This window comes from Rhizobium sp. 2MFCol3.1 (assembly GCF_000377565.1).
In the GTDB taxonomy this organism is placed as follows: Bacteria; Pseudomonadota; Alphaproteobacteria; order Rhizobiales; family Rhizobiaceae; genus Rhizobium.
In genome coordinates this window covers 359541-374853 of sequence record NZ_KB898356.1, presented here as the reverse complement: position 1 = coordinate 374853, position 15313 = coordinate 359541, and the positions used below count along the sequence as shown (strand labels likewise).

Below are 15313 nucleotides of genomic sequence, written 5' to 3'. Positions count from 1 at the left end.
ATCAGGACCTCTTCAGTTTGGGATCTAGCGCATCGCGCAGACCGTCGCCCATCAGGTTGATGGCGAGAACGGTGATGAGGATGCACAGGCCCGGGAAAGTGACGAGCGACGGCGAGCTCTGGAAGAACTCGCGGGCGTCGGCGAGCATCGTGCCCCACTCGGATGTCGGCGGCTGGGCGCCCATGCCGAGGAAGCCGAGGGCCGCCGCGTCGAGGATCGCCGCCGAGAAGGCGAGCGTTGCCTGGACGATCAGCGGTGCCAGGCAGTTTGGCAGGATCGTCTTGAACATCAGGCGAAGCGTGCCGGCGCCGGCGACGCGGGAGGCCACGACATATTCCTTCTCGCGCTCGCTGATGACGGCGGCGCGGGTCAGGCGGACGAAGTGCGGCTGGTTGACGATCGAGATCGCGATCATGGCGTTCAGCAGGCCGGGGCCGAGGACGGCCACCAGCACGAGTGCCAGCAGCAGCGACGGGAAGGCCAGGATGATATCCATGACGCGCATGATGATCGTATCGGTGCGGCCGCGGAAGTAACCGGCGATAAGGCCGAGCAGGACGCCGGCGACAGCCGACAGCGAGGCGACGACGAGGCCGATGAACAGCGAGAAGCGCGTGCCGAAGATCAGGCGCGAAAGCATGTCGCGGCCGACGGCATCGGTGCCGAGCAGATAGGCGCTGTTACCGCCTTCCGACCATGCCGGCGGCAAGCGCTGGAAGCCCGACGGCACGTTCGGATCATGCGGGGCGACGACGGATGCGAAGATCGCCAGCAGGAGAACGAAGACGAAAACGACGAGGCCGATGACCGCGCCCTTGTTGCGGGAGAAGTAGTACCAGAACTCCGAGAGACCGGAGGGCTGGGCAGACGTGGTGTTTGTCGTGCTCATGGGCCGCTCCTAGTGTCTGATGCGTGGGTTGATGAGACCGTACATGAGATCGACGATCAGATTGACGAGCATGATGATGGCCGCGATCAGGAGCAGGCCGCCCTGGACCACGGTGTAATCGCGCTTGAACACCGCATCGACCATCCACTTGCCGATACCCGGCCAGGAGAAGATGGTTTCCGTCAGAATGGCACCGCCAAGCAGAACGCCGACCTGCAGGCCGATCGAGGTGACAACCGGGATCATGGCGTTGCGCAACGCATGCACGCCGACGACACGCAGGGGCGCGAGGCCCTTGGAGCGGGCGGTGCGGACGTAATCCTCGCCGAGAACCTCGAGCATGGCCGAGCGGGTCTGGCGGGCGATGACGGCCAGCGGAATGGTGCCGAGAACGATGGTCGGCAGGATCAGCGACTGGAAGGCCGACTTGAAGGCGCCGGCCTGACCGGACAGCAGGCTGTCGATCAGCATGAAGCCGGTGACCGGCTTGAAGAAGTACATCAGCGAGATACGGCCGGAGACGGGTGTCCAGTGCAGCGTATTCGAGAACAGAACGATGAGGAGCAGGCCCCACCAGAAGATCGGCATCGAATAGCCGACAAGGGCGACGCCCATGACCCCCTGGTCGAACCACGTCCCCCTCTTCACGGCGGCGAAGATGCCGGCGGGAATGCCGAGGATGATGGCGAACAGGATGGCACAGAGCGACAGCTCCAGCGTTGCCGGAAACAGCGACATGAATTCCTGCAGGACCGGGCGCTTGGTGACGATCGACGAGCCGAGATCGCCCTGCACGAGATTACCGAGGTAATCGATGTACTGGACGTAGACGGGCCGGTCGAGGCCGAGGTCGTGCATGATTTCGGCATGGCGTTCCGGCGCCATGACACGCTCGCCCGACATCAGCATGACCGGATCTCCGGGCAGCAGGCGGATAAACGCGAAGGCGATGATGGAAACACCGAGGAAGGTGGGGATCAGGACCGCTAGGCGCCCGATGAAGAAACGAAACATATCATATGTCCATATTAGTCCGGCGGTCAGGTATCAAACCTGACCGCCGGCCAAGCCCGATCTTGTCGGGCATCTTTGCATAGATTTGGTTATTCGGCGATATCAACGCCGTCGAAGCGGTGAACACCGACCGGATCCTGCACGTAGCCGGAAACCTTGGCGCTCATCGGAACGAATTCCGTCGAGTGGTCGATGGTTGCCCAGGGAGCTTCCTTCTTGAAGACAACCTGTGCTTCTTCGTAGAGCTTCGTGCGCTCAGCAACGTCGGAGGTCTTCTTGGCCTTCTTCACGAGGGCGTCGAATTCCTTGTTGCACCACTGCGCGCGGTTGTTGCCGCCGACGGCTTCGCAGCCGAGCAGCGTGTCGAGGAAGTTGTCCGGATCACCATTGTCACCCGTCCAGCCGAGGATGGCAGCGCCATCGCGCTTCACGTCCTTGGAGAGCTTCAGGTATTCGGCCCATTCGTGGGTGACGATGTCGACCTTGACGCCGACCTTTGCGAGGTCAGCCTGCATCAGCTCGGCGGCGCGACGTGCGTTCAGCATGTACGGACGCGAAACCGGCATCGCCCAGATCTTCATCGACAGATCCTTGACGCCAGCGGCTTCAAGCATCTTCTTGGCTTCGTCGGGGCTGTAGGCGTCGTCCTTGACGGCGTCGTTGTAGGACCACATCGTCGGCGGGATCGGGTTCTTGGCAACCTGGCCAGCGCCCTGGAACACAGCATCGACGATCGCCTGCTTGTTGATCGCCATGTTCAGCGCCTTGCGCACTTCAGGCTTGTCGAACGGCGCCTGCTGCGTGTTGTAGGCGAGGTAGGAAACGTTCAAGCCTGGCTGCTCCAGAACCTTGAGGCTGCTATCAGCCTTCAGATCCTTGACGTCAGCGGCGTTCGGGTAAGGCATGATGTGGCATTCGCCGGCCTTGAGCTTCTGAGCGCGAACCGAAGCGTCAGGGGTGATCGCGAAAACGAGATCGTCGATCTTTTCCTTGCCCTTGAAGTAGCTTTCGTTGGCCTTGTAGCGGATGACGGCATCCGGCTGGTAGGCGACGAAGGTGAACGGACCGGTGCCGAGCGGCATCTGGTTCATCTGCTCCATCTTGCCATCGGCCTGCAGCTTGTCGGCATATTCCTTGGAAACGACCGATGCGAAGTCCATCGCGAGGTCGGCGAGGAACGGTGCTTCGGGATGGTTCAGCGTGAACTTGACGGTGAGGTCATCGACCTTTTCGACCGACTTGATCAGCTCGGGGAAGCCCATGCCGGCAGCGTATTCGTAGGAAACGCCGGCGACGTACTTGGCCCAGGGGCTGTCAGCCTTCAGCTGGCGGTCGAACGAGAAGACGACGTCGTCGGCGTTCAGGTCGCGGGTCGGCGTGAAGAACTCGGTGGTCTGGAACTTGACGCCCGGATGCAGCTTGAAGGTATAGGTCAGGCCATCATCGGAAACGGTCCAGCTGTCGGCAAGGCCCGGCTCGACTTCGGTCTTGCCATGCTTGAACTCGACCAGGCGGCTGTAGACGGTACGCGAGGAAGCGTCGAAGGTGGTGCCTGCCGTGTAGATTGCGGGATCGAAGCCTTCCGGCGATCCTTCCGAGCAATATACAAGCGTCTTGGACCAAGCGGTCGACGCCATGGCCGAAGCCAAAACGGTCGCTGCCAGAAGGACAGAGATCTTTTTCATGATTTCGTTTCCCAGGTTTGTTCTTTTATACGTTCGTCTGATCGCAGAGCACTCCTCCCGATCGAGCGCCGATGGAACGATATTTATTTGCTGAAATCAACGACCACGGTGGAAAATTTTTCCAGTTGGACAACTTTAGTAATTTTCCGCCGAAAATAGGCCGTAATTAGAAAGATTCGCGCTGGATAACCCTTGTTTCCGTCGCATTTGGTATAATTTCGCGTCGGTGTCATCATATCACGACACGCCCCGCGAGCGTTTCCAGGCTTGTTTCCAAAACGAAACAACCGCAGGCACCCTGGGTGACTGCGGTTGCGATATATTCAGCTTTACTACTTCAGGCAGCCGGCGCGACGGCTGTCGACTTCGGATGATGATGATGCGTATCGATGCCGAGCAGGAAATTGATCTGCGGACGGGCCTTGACCAGATCGTCGATCGAATACTGCGTCAGCACGTCGAAGAAGGCGTTCAGCGCCTTGCGCAGCGCCGAGTTCAGGCCGCAGCTATCGACCAGCGGGCAATCGACTTCGCCGTCATCCTCGAAGCATTCGGCCATTGCGAAGCTGTCTTCGGTGACGCGGACGACGTCGAACAGGCTGATCTTCTCGGCAGGCTTGCCGAGGCGGACACCGCCGTTGCGGCCACGCACGGTCTCAACAAGACCGGCCTTGTTCAGCGGCTGCAGGATCTTAAACAGAAAGAGCTCCGAAACGCCGTATGCCTTGGCGATTTCAGGAATCCGGCTGAGACTGCCTTCGTTGGCAGCGCAGTACATCAACATGCGAACCGCATAGTTGGTCTGCTTGGTCAAACGCATGCCGATCTCCAGATTCGTTCTCGTTAGGCACTGTATATAGTGCCTTTGATAGTTTTGAACAATTCCAAAATAGAAAAAGATGAAAAAATGAATCACGTTATAAAAGCGAGCCGCGCGCGGCCCTGAACGAAAACGGGCCCCTTTCAGGGCCCGGTTCCAAAGCTCAATTCTTACAGAGACTTACTTCATCGTCGGCATGACGAACTCGGCGCCGTCCTTGATGCCTGATGGCCAGCGAGCGGTGATCGTCTTGGTCTTCGTCCAGAACTTGATCGAGTCCGTGCCGTGCTGGTTGAGGTCGCCGAAGCTCGAAGCCTTCCAGCCGCCGAAGGAATGGTAGGCAAGCGGAACAGGGATCGGAACGTTGACACCGATCATACCGATGTTGATGCGGGAGGCGAAGTCGCGGGCGGCGTCGCCGTCGCGGGTGTAGATCGCGACGCCGTTGCCGTACTCGTGCTTCATCGGCAGTTCCAGGGCTTCCTCGTAGTTCTTGGCGCGAACGACGGAGAGAACCGGTCCAAAGATTTCGGTTTTGTAGATGTCCATGTCCGGCGTGACGTGATCGAACAGCGTGCCGCCGACGAAATAGCCATCCTCATAGCCCTGCAGCTTGAAGCCGCGACCATCGACGACCAGCTTGGCGCCTTCTTCGACACCCTTGTCGATCAAGCCGGAGACGCGGGCCTGAGCTTCCTTGGTGACGAGCGGACCGAGGTCGGCCTTGTCATCCGTGTAAGGGCCGATGCGCAGCGCCTCGATCTTCGGCGTCAACTTTTCGACCAGGCGGTTTGCAGTTTCCTCGCCGACAGGAACGGCGACAGAGATCGCCATGCAGCGCTCGCCGGCGGAACCGTAGCCAGCGCCCATCAGAGCGTTGACGGCCTGGTCCATGTCGGCGTCGGGCATGATGATCATGTGGTTCTTGGCGCCGCCGAAGCACTGCGCGCGCTTGCCGTTCATGGCAGCGGTGCCATAGACGTAGCGAGCGATCGGGGTGGAGCCGACGAAGGAAACGGCGCCGATATCCGGGTCCGTCAGGATCGCGTCGACGGCGGTCTTGTCACCGTTGACGACGTTGAGGATACCTGCCGGCAGGCCGGCTTCGATCATCAGTTCAGCCAAGCGCATCGGCACGGACGGATCGCGCTCGGAGGGCTTCAGGATGAAGGCGTTGCCGCAGGCGATCGCCGGCGCGAACATCCACATCGGGATCATGGCCGGGAAGTTGAACGGGGTGATGCCGGCGCCGACGCCGACGGCCTGGCGCATCGAGTACATGTCGATCGCGGGGCCTGCGCCCTCGGTGAACTCGCCCTTCTGCAGGTGCGGAATGCCGCAGACGAATTCGCAGACTTCGAGACCGCGGACGATATCTCCCTTGGAATCCTCGACCGTCTTGCCGTGCTCCTTGGAGAGCATGACGGCGAGCTCGTCCATGTGCTTGTTCAAGAGCTCGACGAACTTGAAGAAGACGCGGGCGCGGCGCTGCGGGTTGGTGGCTGCCCACTTCGGCTGAGCGGCCTTGGCGTTTTCGACGGCGGCGCGCATCTCCTCGACGCTCGCGAGCGCTACGGTCGCCTGAACTTCGCCCGTTGCCGGGTTGTACACATTGCTCGAACGGCCGCTCGAGCCAACGACGTGCCTGCCGCCGATGAAATGACCAATCTCATGCATGGGTGTGCCTCCTCTGGGTTTCACAGTCTTTGTTGAATGACCCAGCATCGCACTTCAATTTGCACAAATCAATGAACAGGTTTAAGCAACCGTTGTGCAAAAATTAAAGCCGGGGGCCGATTTGGACTGGGATGATGTGCGTATGTTCCTGGCCGTGGCCCGTACCGGACAGATCCTCTCGGCCTCCAAACGGCTGGGCGTCAACCACGCCACGCTAAGCCGGCGGGTGACGACGCTGGAGGAGCGGCTGAAGACGCGGCTGCTCGTTCGGCGCACCAATGGCTGCGACCTGACGGCGGAAGGCGAGATGTTTCTGCATGCCGCCGAGCGCATGGAGACCGAGATGCTCAGAGCGCAGGCGAGCCTCGGCCATCTGGACAGCAGCATCGCAGGAACGGTGCGGATCGGCGCGCCGGATGGGTTCGGCGTGGCGTTTCTCGCACCACGGCTGGGCCGGCTGATCAAGCGGTATCCGGAGCTCCGGATACAGCTGGTGCCGGTGCCCCGCTCATTCTCGCTGTCGCAGCGCGAGGCCGATATAGCGATCACGCTGGAGCGGCCGGAACAGGGGCGGCTCGTCTCCTCGAAACTGACGGACTACACGCTCGGGCTCTACGCCTCGAAGGATTACCTCGAAGCGAACGGCACGCCTGACGATATCGAGGCGCTGAAGGACCATCCCCGGATCGGCTATGTCGAGGACCTGATCTTCACGGCGTCGCTGAATTTCTCATCGGCGGTGATGCGCAGCTGGGACGCCGGCTTCGAGATTTCGACGGCAACCGGCCAGACGGAAGCGGTTCGCTCCGGCGCCGGCATCGGCATCCTGCACGATTACATTGCCCGGCAATATCCCGAGCTGATCCGGATCCTGCCCGATGTTTCCATCGAACGCGCCTACTGGACGACCTATCATGAGAGCGCACGCGATCTCGTTCGCGTGCGCACCGTTGTCGATTTTCTTCAGGAACTGGTGTCGGCGGAGAGGCAGATGTTCCTGTAGTTACGTCTGCACGCCTTATGCATGCTTGGGTGGCTCGTCGTTTTCATCCGGGTTGGGATTGGGCAGCTCGTCGGGCAAGCTGTCGGGCTCCGGCTCATGGATCGGAGGCTGCGGCGCCCAATCGGGTCCCGGCATCGGCGGCGTGCCGGGCAAGGGTTCGTTTGGCACGGACATGATCCGCTCCTTTCATATATTACGTGTCTTTGACGGTGCGCCGGCTCAGTGCCGGGCGGTTTCGCCTGCGCGCCTCGGCATGGCATCGATGATCGCGAAAAGCTCGGCTGCCGTTATCGGCTCGCCGATCGTGAACTTCACCGTTCCATCCTTGCCGACAAGGAAGGCCATGAATTCTCCCGGCGGCGGGGCGGCCAGATCACGGGCAAGCGCTTCCGCGTTGACATCCTTTGCGGCGCCGAAAAGCGGGCGCACGGTTCCGCCTGCGACCTTCAGCACGACCACGTCGCGTTCCTGAAGCCCCGGCCGGTCGGCCATCAGCTGGTTTTCCTGCCGGGCTGTTCGGGCGTTATCCTTGTCGGGAAAGATCACCACGACGCGGCTTTCCCAGAGAAACGGCGCAAGGCTTGCGACAGCAGGCCCATCGCGGTCGTTCTCGTGGCTTTTCGTTGTGTCTTCCGTCTTGAGCATAGACGCGCTCCTTTGAGAGAAGGAGAACGTGCACTGATGGCCGGAGTTCCATGATCGGCCGGAAGGATCGGGATAGGCTGGTGATCATCCGCGCCAGAGCGGTGGCCCGGCCTCGAGCGGCAAGCGCTTGACATTGCCAAAAAACCTGCTAGGGTGAAAGGTGAAGAAATGTGTGAACTTGCCCTCAAAAAACTGACCCCGCTGGGTCGAATTACCGGCTTGTGCGTCCTCGCATTCGCCGCAGCGTCCATGGTTGCCATGGCGTCGGACGTGAAGCTGGACCTGTCCATGCGGATCGCGCGCCACGGAGACCACGCCGAGGTTGCACTTGCGGCCTAGGTGCCTGTCGTCGCGGCTCTGCCGTGCGCAGTGGATGGGTGCCAGTCTCGGCGCAATTGCCAGAAGCTGCCGAGCAGCAGGATGAAGAGCGGCAGGCTGCCACAGGACAGGTAAAATCCGGCCAATGGAACCGTCGCGAGGCCGCCCTCTTCCGCTGCCACCGGAAGATGGGCCCAACCGATCATGTAGACGGCGCGGGACACGGCAACGGCCGCCATGATCAGCCCAGCGAGATCGATGAAGCGCATATGCTCGCGCATGCAGGGTGTGAAGACGCCGAAGAAGCCGACCGCATAGGTCACGAGCAGAAGATAAGTGGCCGCGCCGAGCAGACGCAGATCGTGCAGCAGGATATCGTCGGCGATGTCGGCGAGACTGGTGTCGAGGATGGGAAGCACAACGGCCAGAGCCGCGCACACGAGCAGGAGGCCGCGTTCCAGGAGTTCGCCGCCATCGACCAATCGATCGCCGATGCGAAATGCACGTCGTTCCATGATGCCATCCCCACGATACCGTCCAGCCATCGCTCAACACGATGTAGCGCCCGGCGGAACATTCGCCCTCAGGTTGCTAATCTATCCTATATGGGGGGAGGTAAAACTACCTCTGGCACCGGCCCGTCCGCCGGGTTCGGGCAACACGGTTAATAAACCGCTAAGCGAAGGCGCAAGCGGCAGGACCGGCGAAGAACCGCCGATCCCGCAAGAACAAATGGATTATTCCAGGCCGAGCGAAGACAGCGGCAGCTGCAAGGCAGCGGCGATGCGCTTGATCTTGGCCGAATCCGTATCTTCGCCGCGTTCGATTTCCTCGATTTCAGCGACGAGCAGACCACACGTCACGGCGAGATCGTCAACGCTATAGCCAATGGTCTCGCGTGCCGTTCTCAGAACTGCGGCTGCGTTGACCGGAGGGATTGGCTGGGCGTTGGATTTATCCAGATTGCTGAGCGAAATGGACATATAAGTCTCCTTCTAAAATCACTCTGAATTAACCCCCGGCGGGAAAATGGCATTCTCGTTCACATTTTGCAACGCAATATGACGCAGGGGGCGCGGGGCATGGCGATGATATTGATTAGCAACACCTTTTATACAAGGGTGACTCACGAAAAATACCTGTCCGGCGCGGCGACAGGCCGTTGATAGGCCACATCGGACACAGCTTGGGCAGGCGGACGACTCGTCAGAACGCTCGATTTTGTCTGCGCGGAGCATGTTGCAGAGCGGCATTTGCAGGCGTAAAATCATGACATCGGCGCCTGCGGTGAGGTCGCCTCGATGCGACCATTGTTTGATCCGGCAAGCGCCCCTTTGGAGCGCGTATGGCCATGTTCACAAGGGACCGCAGAGACGCTGATCGGGAAATCGAGAGCTATAGCCCGCTGTGCCGATCGCATGGCGGCGCGGAGGTTCTGGTGCTTCTGCCCGACCCGATGACCGCCCGGCTCTGCCTCGACCTTGCCGAGGACGCGGCGCATGCCATCCATGGCTCCATGGCCGCCGCACACATCGGATCCGAGCCGATGACGCTGGTTTTCTCGCCCGAGGAGATCGATTTGATACAATTGCGCGATCACGCCGAAGGCTCATCGCGGCAGCGTTTCGAGCAGGTAGGCCGGGCGTTCGCCACCTGGCGCCGGCGCCACTCGCAGCGACGCACGGTTTTTCTCGACGATTGCCGTGGCGATGTCTCGCGCTGCGTCGCCACCGAATGCGCGGCGAGCGAACTCGTGGTGACATCGAGATACGGCAACGCCGACGCGCGCGACGCCTTTCGCAGCGTCGTGTTCAGCCAGCATAAACTGGTCTTGATGCCGCCCGCCCGCGACTACTACCAAGGCAATCTGTTCGACCATGTGGTGATCGGCTGGCGACAACAGGGACACGCCGAAGACACCCTCATCGCGGCCAAACGCTGGCTTGCGGCCGCGAAACGGATCACGCTCGTCTGCATCGACGACACCGACGGCAGGGCCAAGACGAGCGCCGAAGCGATGCTTGCCCGCCTTGCACTTCAAGGCCAGGTGGTGGCGATATCGTCGAATGGCCATTCCATCGGCGAGGCTATTGTTGAATTCGCCAAGACAGAGAAAGCAACCTGCCTGCTGATCGGCGCCTTCAGGCACGGCTATCTTCTGGAACTGCTTTTAGGCCGGATCACCCGATACGTGCTTTCGCACGCGACCATGCCTGTCATGATGAAGCACTGAGGCGATGGCTTGAGGGAGACGAAAGCCGGATACTTATCTCATTATAGTGGAGGGAATGGTACGGTTGGGGGGTCTCGAACCTCCGACCTCAGGTGCCACAAACCTGCGCTCTAACCAACTGAGCTACAACCGCACAAACGTCGCTTGGCGCGACGGGGGTGACATACGGGGACTTGAAATTTAATTCAAGCCCTATCTGTCCTTAATATACAAAAAGGCTGGACGAAGGGTCCAGCCTTTTCGTTCGCCTGTCATGAAAATCAGGCAGCCTTGAAAGAGGCCATGACCTTTTCAGCGGCTTCCTTCGACGGCTTGGCAACCTTTTCGGCGACCAGCTTCGAGGTTTCCTGCATGGCCTTGGCCTGTTCGATCGTCAGTTCCGCCTGCTTGCGCAGGAAAGAGGTCTGCAGCTCGAAGAATTCGGCGACGGACTTGACCGAAAGAAGCGCGTCCATATGCGTCAGCGAATTCTCGGCATTGGTGCGCAGGGCGCCGATCGCCTGATGGCCGATTTCGGCAGCGCCGGCCTGGGCCGTCTGAACGGTGGATTCGAGCGTCTTGCTGGCTTCTTCGCCGGCGGCCTTCATCTTGGCATAGGCGTCGCGCGACTGCTGCGAGCCCTTTTCGGCGAAATCGCGAAACGAGTCAGCGAACTTCGCGGGGTCAAAAGAGGAGATAGAAAATACGTCTTCCATTTTCGCCATTGGTGCTTGCTCCTTATGTCTCGGCATCATGACAGCCTCGTTTGTTAGGTAAGCATCATATAGCGCATCTTATTGTGCAGTGCAACATTATTGTGCGGCGCAACCGACGTTAACCTTTTCGGCCGAAAGCCATTGGTCGTGCTAGACCGGTTTGCGCCCTGTCGTTATTAATAGACCGTTAATTTGCCAGGCCCGAAGACTAAAGGTCCGCTGATGCCCGCAGTCCAATATCCGTTCATCGACATCGCCGTGCATCCGCGTGTGCGGGAGCACTTTGCCCGTGGCGAAGCGCTGGTGCTTTTCTCGGCGGACCTTGCGCGCGCGCTCTGGGCGAACGGCGCGGGTGCCGAGCTTTTCGGGCATGCGGCGGTCTATGATCTGCTGGATCAGGGCGTCAATCGCGGCGATATCACCTATCGCCAGCTGGAAGTGACGGCCCGGCAGCTCTCAAGGACCGGCGACACCAGGAACTTCATGATCCGCATCGCGCAGGGTTTCCAGCGCGTGGCCGTGCAGGCCTCCGTTGAACTCATTGACGTCTCGGGCGAAGCGGCGGTGCTGGTCTCATTGCCGGTCGCGACGCGGGCGCTGTCGACGGAGCAGTCGGCCGCGCAGATGCTGAAGGGGCTCGACGATCCCGATACGCATATGGCCGTCATCGGCGGCGAAGGCGAGATCGTTGCCGCCTCCCCCGGCTTTTCATCCCTCGGCGTAACACAGCCGACGGCAAAGGCCCTGGTGACCATGGCCGGCGCGCATCCGCACGGGCTGATCAAGCGACCGGTTGCGACAGGCAAGGGTTACCTGCCTGCCGCCGTCGGGCGAATCAGCAGCGATCCGGCGCTTTACCTGCTTTTCGCGGTCGAGACCGTTCTCGGGCGTCTGGACCCGACGGATACTCCGGACTTATCCACAAGCCCCGTTAACCATACCGTTGTCGCCCCGGCCTCGACATTCGCCGACGCGATCGATGCCGTTGCCGAGATCGAGGATATCGAGGACGTACCGGACGAGAACATCGCAGACGATAGCGACATCGCAGAGGCCGCGGCGGTTGCCGCGGAGGCCTTCGAGGCGGAGACCGTGCCCGCTGGTGACGAAGCCTTCGAGGCCAGCGTGATCGAGCCTGATATGGGCCGCGACACCGACGAGGAAACGGCTGGATTCGGCGATGTCGAGACGCTGGCGGATTCCGATCCGGAGCCAGAGGCATTGCTTGCCGCAGATGATGATGTCGATGATGACGAAGCGCCTGCGATTGCCGAGGAGCCGGTAGCGGCCGATGAGGGCGAGGCCGACGAGGCATTCCATCCGGGCGAGACGGTTGCCGATGACGATATCGCAGCCTTCGAACCGGATGATGTGAGCGCTGAGCCGGTGGCTGCTGCCGAACTGGGCGATGGTGAGGTCGCGAGCGACGACGGCGTGGCCGATGAGGCGCCGGCACAGGCGCCCGAGACCCATGCCGTTGATCTGGATGATGAGGCCGAGGTCGCACCCGCTGCTGTAGAGGTCGCGGCCGAAGCTACGCAAGTAGCGGCCGAGAACGGTCGTTTCGTCTTCAAGCCGAACAGCCGGGCGACGCGTTTCGTCTGGAAGATCGACGCCGAAGGCCATTTCAGCGAGGTTTCCGGCGAATTCGCGGAAGCGGTTGGTCCGCATGCGGCAAACATTATCGGCATCGCCTTCAGCGATGTGTCGGCGCTGTTCAACCTCGATCCCGAGGGCAAGATTTCCGAGGCGCTGGCGCGCCGCGACACATGGTCGGGCAAGACCATTCACTGGCCGATCGAGGGCACGAGCCTCGCCGTGCCGGTCGACCTGGCGGCGCTGCCGACCTATACGCGCAGCCGCGAATTCGACGGCTTCCGTGGCTTCGGCGTCGTGCGCCTCTCGGATGCGGCGGAAGATCCGCTGGCGCTTGGCCTGACATTCGGTCCCGATGGCATTGCCTATGACGCCGCTGCGCTGGATCAGCAGAACGACGACATCGTAGCGGAAGAGACGCTTGCCGAGGACAACATCGACGAAGCGCCCGTTTCCGTGGAGATGCCGGACGCTGCCGATGCGGCCACGGACGATTTCCTGGCTGAGGAAGAGCATTCCGTCGAAGACGATACGCCTGCCCCCGCGCCAACACAGAGCATGGAAATACCGCGCGCCGAACCGCCTGTCCTGCGCATCGTCGAAACGCCGAACCGCCGGCTGACCGACAAGATCGTCCAGCTGCATGGCGTCGGCCCCGGTCTGACGAACGCCGAGCAGGCGAACTTCCGCGAGATCGCCAAGCGCCTCGAAGCATTTGGCGTGAATACGCCGGATGAGGATGGCAGCGCGCCGGCGGAGACGAAGCCAGCGGCTGACGAGGCGCAGAAGGCGACCGACGAGGCACCGCGAGCGGACCTGATCGATGACGACGCGTCGCAAGGCGATGAGGTTGTTGACGAGACGACGGATCAGCACGAGGGCAGCGCCGAGCTCTCGGGACCGGATGAAGCTGAGCAGCCGGTATCCAGCGACACCGCAGACAGCGATACCGTACTCAATGACGCCGAGATCCCCTCCTCTTCCGAGCATTCGACGGACGAGCCGCTCAACGACACGCCTGTTGCAGCCAATGACGACAGCGACGATGTGACCGAAGGTCTTGAGGAAACAGTCAGCCAGATGGATATTCTGGCGAGCTTCATTCCGCCCCGGGTGAAGATGACCGACGGTTTCTCGGCGGGCATGATCGATCAGCTGCCGGTTGCCGTGCTCATTCACGCCGGCGATCAGCTTATCCATGCGAACCCTGAATTCATGCGCCTGACGGGCTACCGCTCGCTGCAGGATCTGGCCGATGTCGGCGGCATCGATGCGCTTCTCCAGCGCGACGACATCGACGAAGCCAGCGCGCGCCATGACGGCATGATGCTCGTCACCATGGAAGACGACCTCGTGCCGGTGTCGGCGCGGCTGCAATCGATCCGCTGGGAAGACAGCACCGCATTGATGCTGGCGCTGATGCCTGTCGTCAGCGAGCGTCCGGCGCCGGTGCCGGAGGTCGCTCCGGCCATCGACGGACGCGCCGCCGACCGCATGGTCGAGAAGGTCGCCAAGCTGCAGGTGGAAGTCGAGGAACTGCGCTCGATCCTGGAAACCGCGACCGATGGCGTCGTGGTGATCGGCGCCGAGGGCGACATCCGCTCGATGAACCGTTCCGCCAGCGCGCTCTTCAACTACGACGAGGACGACACGCGCGGCAAACCCTTCGTGATGCTCTTCGCGCATGAGAGCCAGAAGGCCGTGCTCGACTATATCAACGGCATTTCCAGCCATGGCGTCGCGAGCGTTCTCAATGACGGGCGCGAAGTGATCGGCCGTGAGGCCTCGGGCGGTTTCGTGCCGTTGTTCATGACGCTCGGGCGGCTCACCTCCTCCAGCGGCTATTGCGCCGTGATCCGCGATATCACCCAGTGGAAGCGCACCGAGGACGAGTTGCGCGGCGCCAAGAGTGCCGCCGAGACGGCCAATGCCCACAAGACAGACTTCCTCGCACGCGTCAGCCACGAGATCCGCACGCCGCTCAACGCCATCATCGGCTTCTCCGACATGATGGCCGGCGAGCGCTTCGGGCCGATCGGTCATCCGCGCTACGTCGAATACGCCAACGACATCGGCCGCTCTGGCCGGCATGTGCTTGATATCGTCAACGACCTGCTCGACATCTCGAAGATCGAAGCCGGTGAGATGGATCTGGATTTCGACTCGATCAATCTCAACGAAGCGATCTCGGAAGCCGTGGCGCTGCTGCAGCCGCAAGCAAACAGCCAGCGGGTGATCATTCGCACGGCGCTTTCGCACGCGGTTCCAGATGTGGTCGCCGATCTGCGCTCGATCAAGCAGATCGCGCTCAACATCTTATCCAACGCCATCCGCTTCACGCCTTCGGGCGGGCAGATCGTCGTGTCGACATCTTATGAGACGAATGGCAGCGTCGTGCTTCGTATCCGCGACACGGGCGTGGGGATGACGCGCAGCGAGCTCGACCAGGCGATGAAGCCGTTCCGGCAGGTTTCGACGCAATCGCGCCATCGCGGCGAAGGCACGGGCCTCGGCCTGCCGCTCACCAAGGCGATGGTGGATGCCAACCGGGCGATCTTCGCGATCAGTTCGACGCCCAATGAGGGGACGCTCGTCGAGATCGCGTTTCCGTCGCAGCGGGTTCTGGCCAGCTAAGAAAAAAGGCAGCCAAGAGGCTGCCTGAGAGTTTGGGTGCTGTTCAACAAGGACTAGGCGATTAACATCATGTTGCGGGAGCAAAGGCTCCAAGCTGCCTCGTT

Annotated in this window: 13 protein-coding genes and 1 tRNA gene; 3 read left to right on the top strand and 11 right to left on the bottom strand. The window is 61.3% G+C overall.

Annotated elements, in window-relative coordinates:
* Nucleotide 1: 1 nt before the first annotated feature.
* The 5 genes from D460_RS0110500 to D460_RS0110480 form a co-directional block, all read right to left on the bottom strand.
* On the bottom strand, nt 2-889 hold the full coding sequence (locus tag D460_RS0110500; protein WP_018898502.1) for an ABC transporter permease subunit: 888 nt from the start codon (nt 887-889) through the stop codon (nt 2-4).
* A 9-nt stretch (nt 890-898) separates the two neighbouring features.
* Nucleotides 899-1903, bottom strand: coding sequence for an ABC transporter permease subunit (locus D460_RS0110495; protein ID WP_018898501.1), 1005 nt, complete (start codon nt 1901-1903; stop codon nt 899-901).
* 89 nt (nt 1904-1992) lie between these two features.
* The gene (locus D460_RS0110490; RefSeq protein WP_018898500.1) at nt 1993-3588 is read right to left on the bottom strand and encodes an ABC transporter substrate-binding protein; all 1596 of its coding nucleotides are present in this window, start codon (nt 3586-3588) and stop codon (nt 1993-1995) included.
* Nucleotides 3589-3925: 337 nt separating this feature from the next.
* Nucleotides 3926-4408, bottom strand: a complete 483-nt coding sequence (gene rirA / locus D460_RS0110485; protein ID WP_018898499.1) for an iron-responsive transcriptional regulator RirA — start codon at nt 4406-4408, stop codon at nt 3926-3928.
* A 180-nt stretch (nt 4409-4588) separates the two neighbouring features.
* Nucleotides 4589-6085: a CoA-acylating methylmalonate-semialdehyde dehydrogenase gene (locus D460_RS0110480; protein WP_018898498.1), complete on the bottom strand. Its 1497-nt coding sequence runs from the start codon at nt 6083-6085 to the stop codon at nt 4589-4591.
* Nucleotides 6086-6206: 121 nt separating this feature from the next.
* Here D460_RS0110480 and D460_RS0110475 point away from each other — a divergent pair, with 121 nt between their 5' ends.
* Nucleotides 6207-7088 carry a LysR family transcriptional regulator gene (locus D460_RS0110475; protein WP_026283005.1) on the top strand — a complete coding sequence of 294 codons (882 nt, stop codon included), beginning with the start codon at nt 6207-6209 and terminating at the stop codon, nt 7086-7088.
* Between the two features lie 15 nt (nt 7089-7103).
* On the opposite strand, the gene D460_RS36370 is transcribed toward D460_RS0110475, so the two are convergent.
* The 4 genes from D460_RS36370 to D460_RS0110450 form a co-directional block, all read right to left on the bottom strand.
* Nucleotides 7104-7262: a hypothetical protein gene (locus D460_RS36370; protein ID WP_018898496.1), complete on the bottom strand. Its 159-nt coding sequence runs from the start codon at nt 7260-7262 to the stop codon at nt 7104-7106.
* 45 nt (nt 7263-7307) lie between these two features.
* Nucleotides 7308-7733, bottom strand: coding sequence for a DUF4174 domain-containing protein (locus tag D460_RS0110465; RefSeq protein WP_018898495.1), 426 nt, complete (start codon nt 7731-7733; stop codon nt 7308-7310).
* Between the two features lie 335 nt (nt 7734-8068).
* Nucleotides 8069-8566, bottom strand: coding sequence for a hypothetical protein (locus D460_RS32875; protein ID WP_018898493.1), 498 nt, complete (start codon nt 8564-8566; stop codon nt 8069-8071).
* 222 nt (nt 8567-8788) lie between these two features.
* Nucleotides 8789-9034, bottom strand: a complete 246-nt coding sequence (locus D460_RS0110450; protein WP_018898492.1) for a helix-turn-helix transcriptional regulator — start codon at nt 9032-9034, stop codon at nt 8789-8791.
* A 455-nt stretch (nt 9035-9489) separates the two neighbouring features.
* Here D460_RS0110450 and D460_RS0110445 point away from each other — a divergent pair, with 455 nt between their 5' ends.
* Nucleotides 9490-10284, top strand: coding sequence for a universal stress protein (locus D460_RS0110445; protein WP_196809329.1), 795 nt, complete (start codon nt 9490-9492; stop codon nt 10282-10284).
* 56 nt (nt 10285-10340) lie between these two features.
* On the opposite strand, the gene D460_RS0110440 is transcribed toward D460_RS0110445, so the two are convergent.
* Together D460_RS0110440 and D460_RS0110435 are read right to left on the bottom strand one after the other, a co-directional pair.
* A tRNA-His gene (locus D460_RS0110440) sits at nt 10341-10417 on the bottom strand.
* A 127-nt stretch (nt 10418-10544) separates the two neighbouring features.
* A complete protein-coding gene (locus tag D460_RS0110435; RefSeq protein WP_018898489.1) occupies nt 10545-10988 on the bottom strand; it encodes a phasin in 444 nt (147 codons plus the stop codon).
* A gap of 213 nt (nt 10989-11201) precedes the next feature.
* Here D460_RS0110435 and D460_RS0110430 point away from each other — a divergent pair, with 213 nt between their 5' ends.
* Nucleotides 11202-15209, top strand: coding sequence for a PAS domain-containing sensor histidine kinase (locus D460_RS0110430; RefSeq protein ID WP_018898488.1), 4008 nt, complete (start codon nt 11202-11204; stop codon nt 15207-15209).
* Nucleotides 15210-15313: the final 104 nt, after the last annotated feature.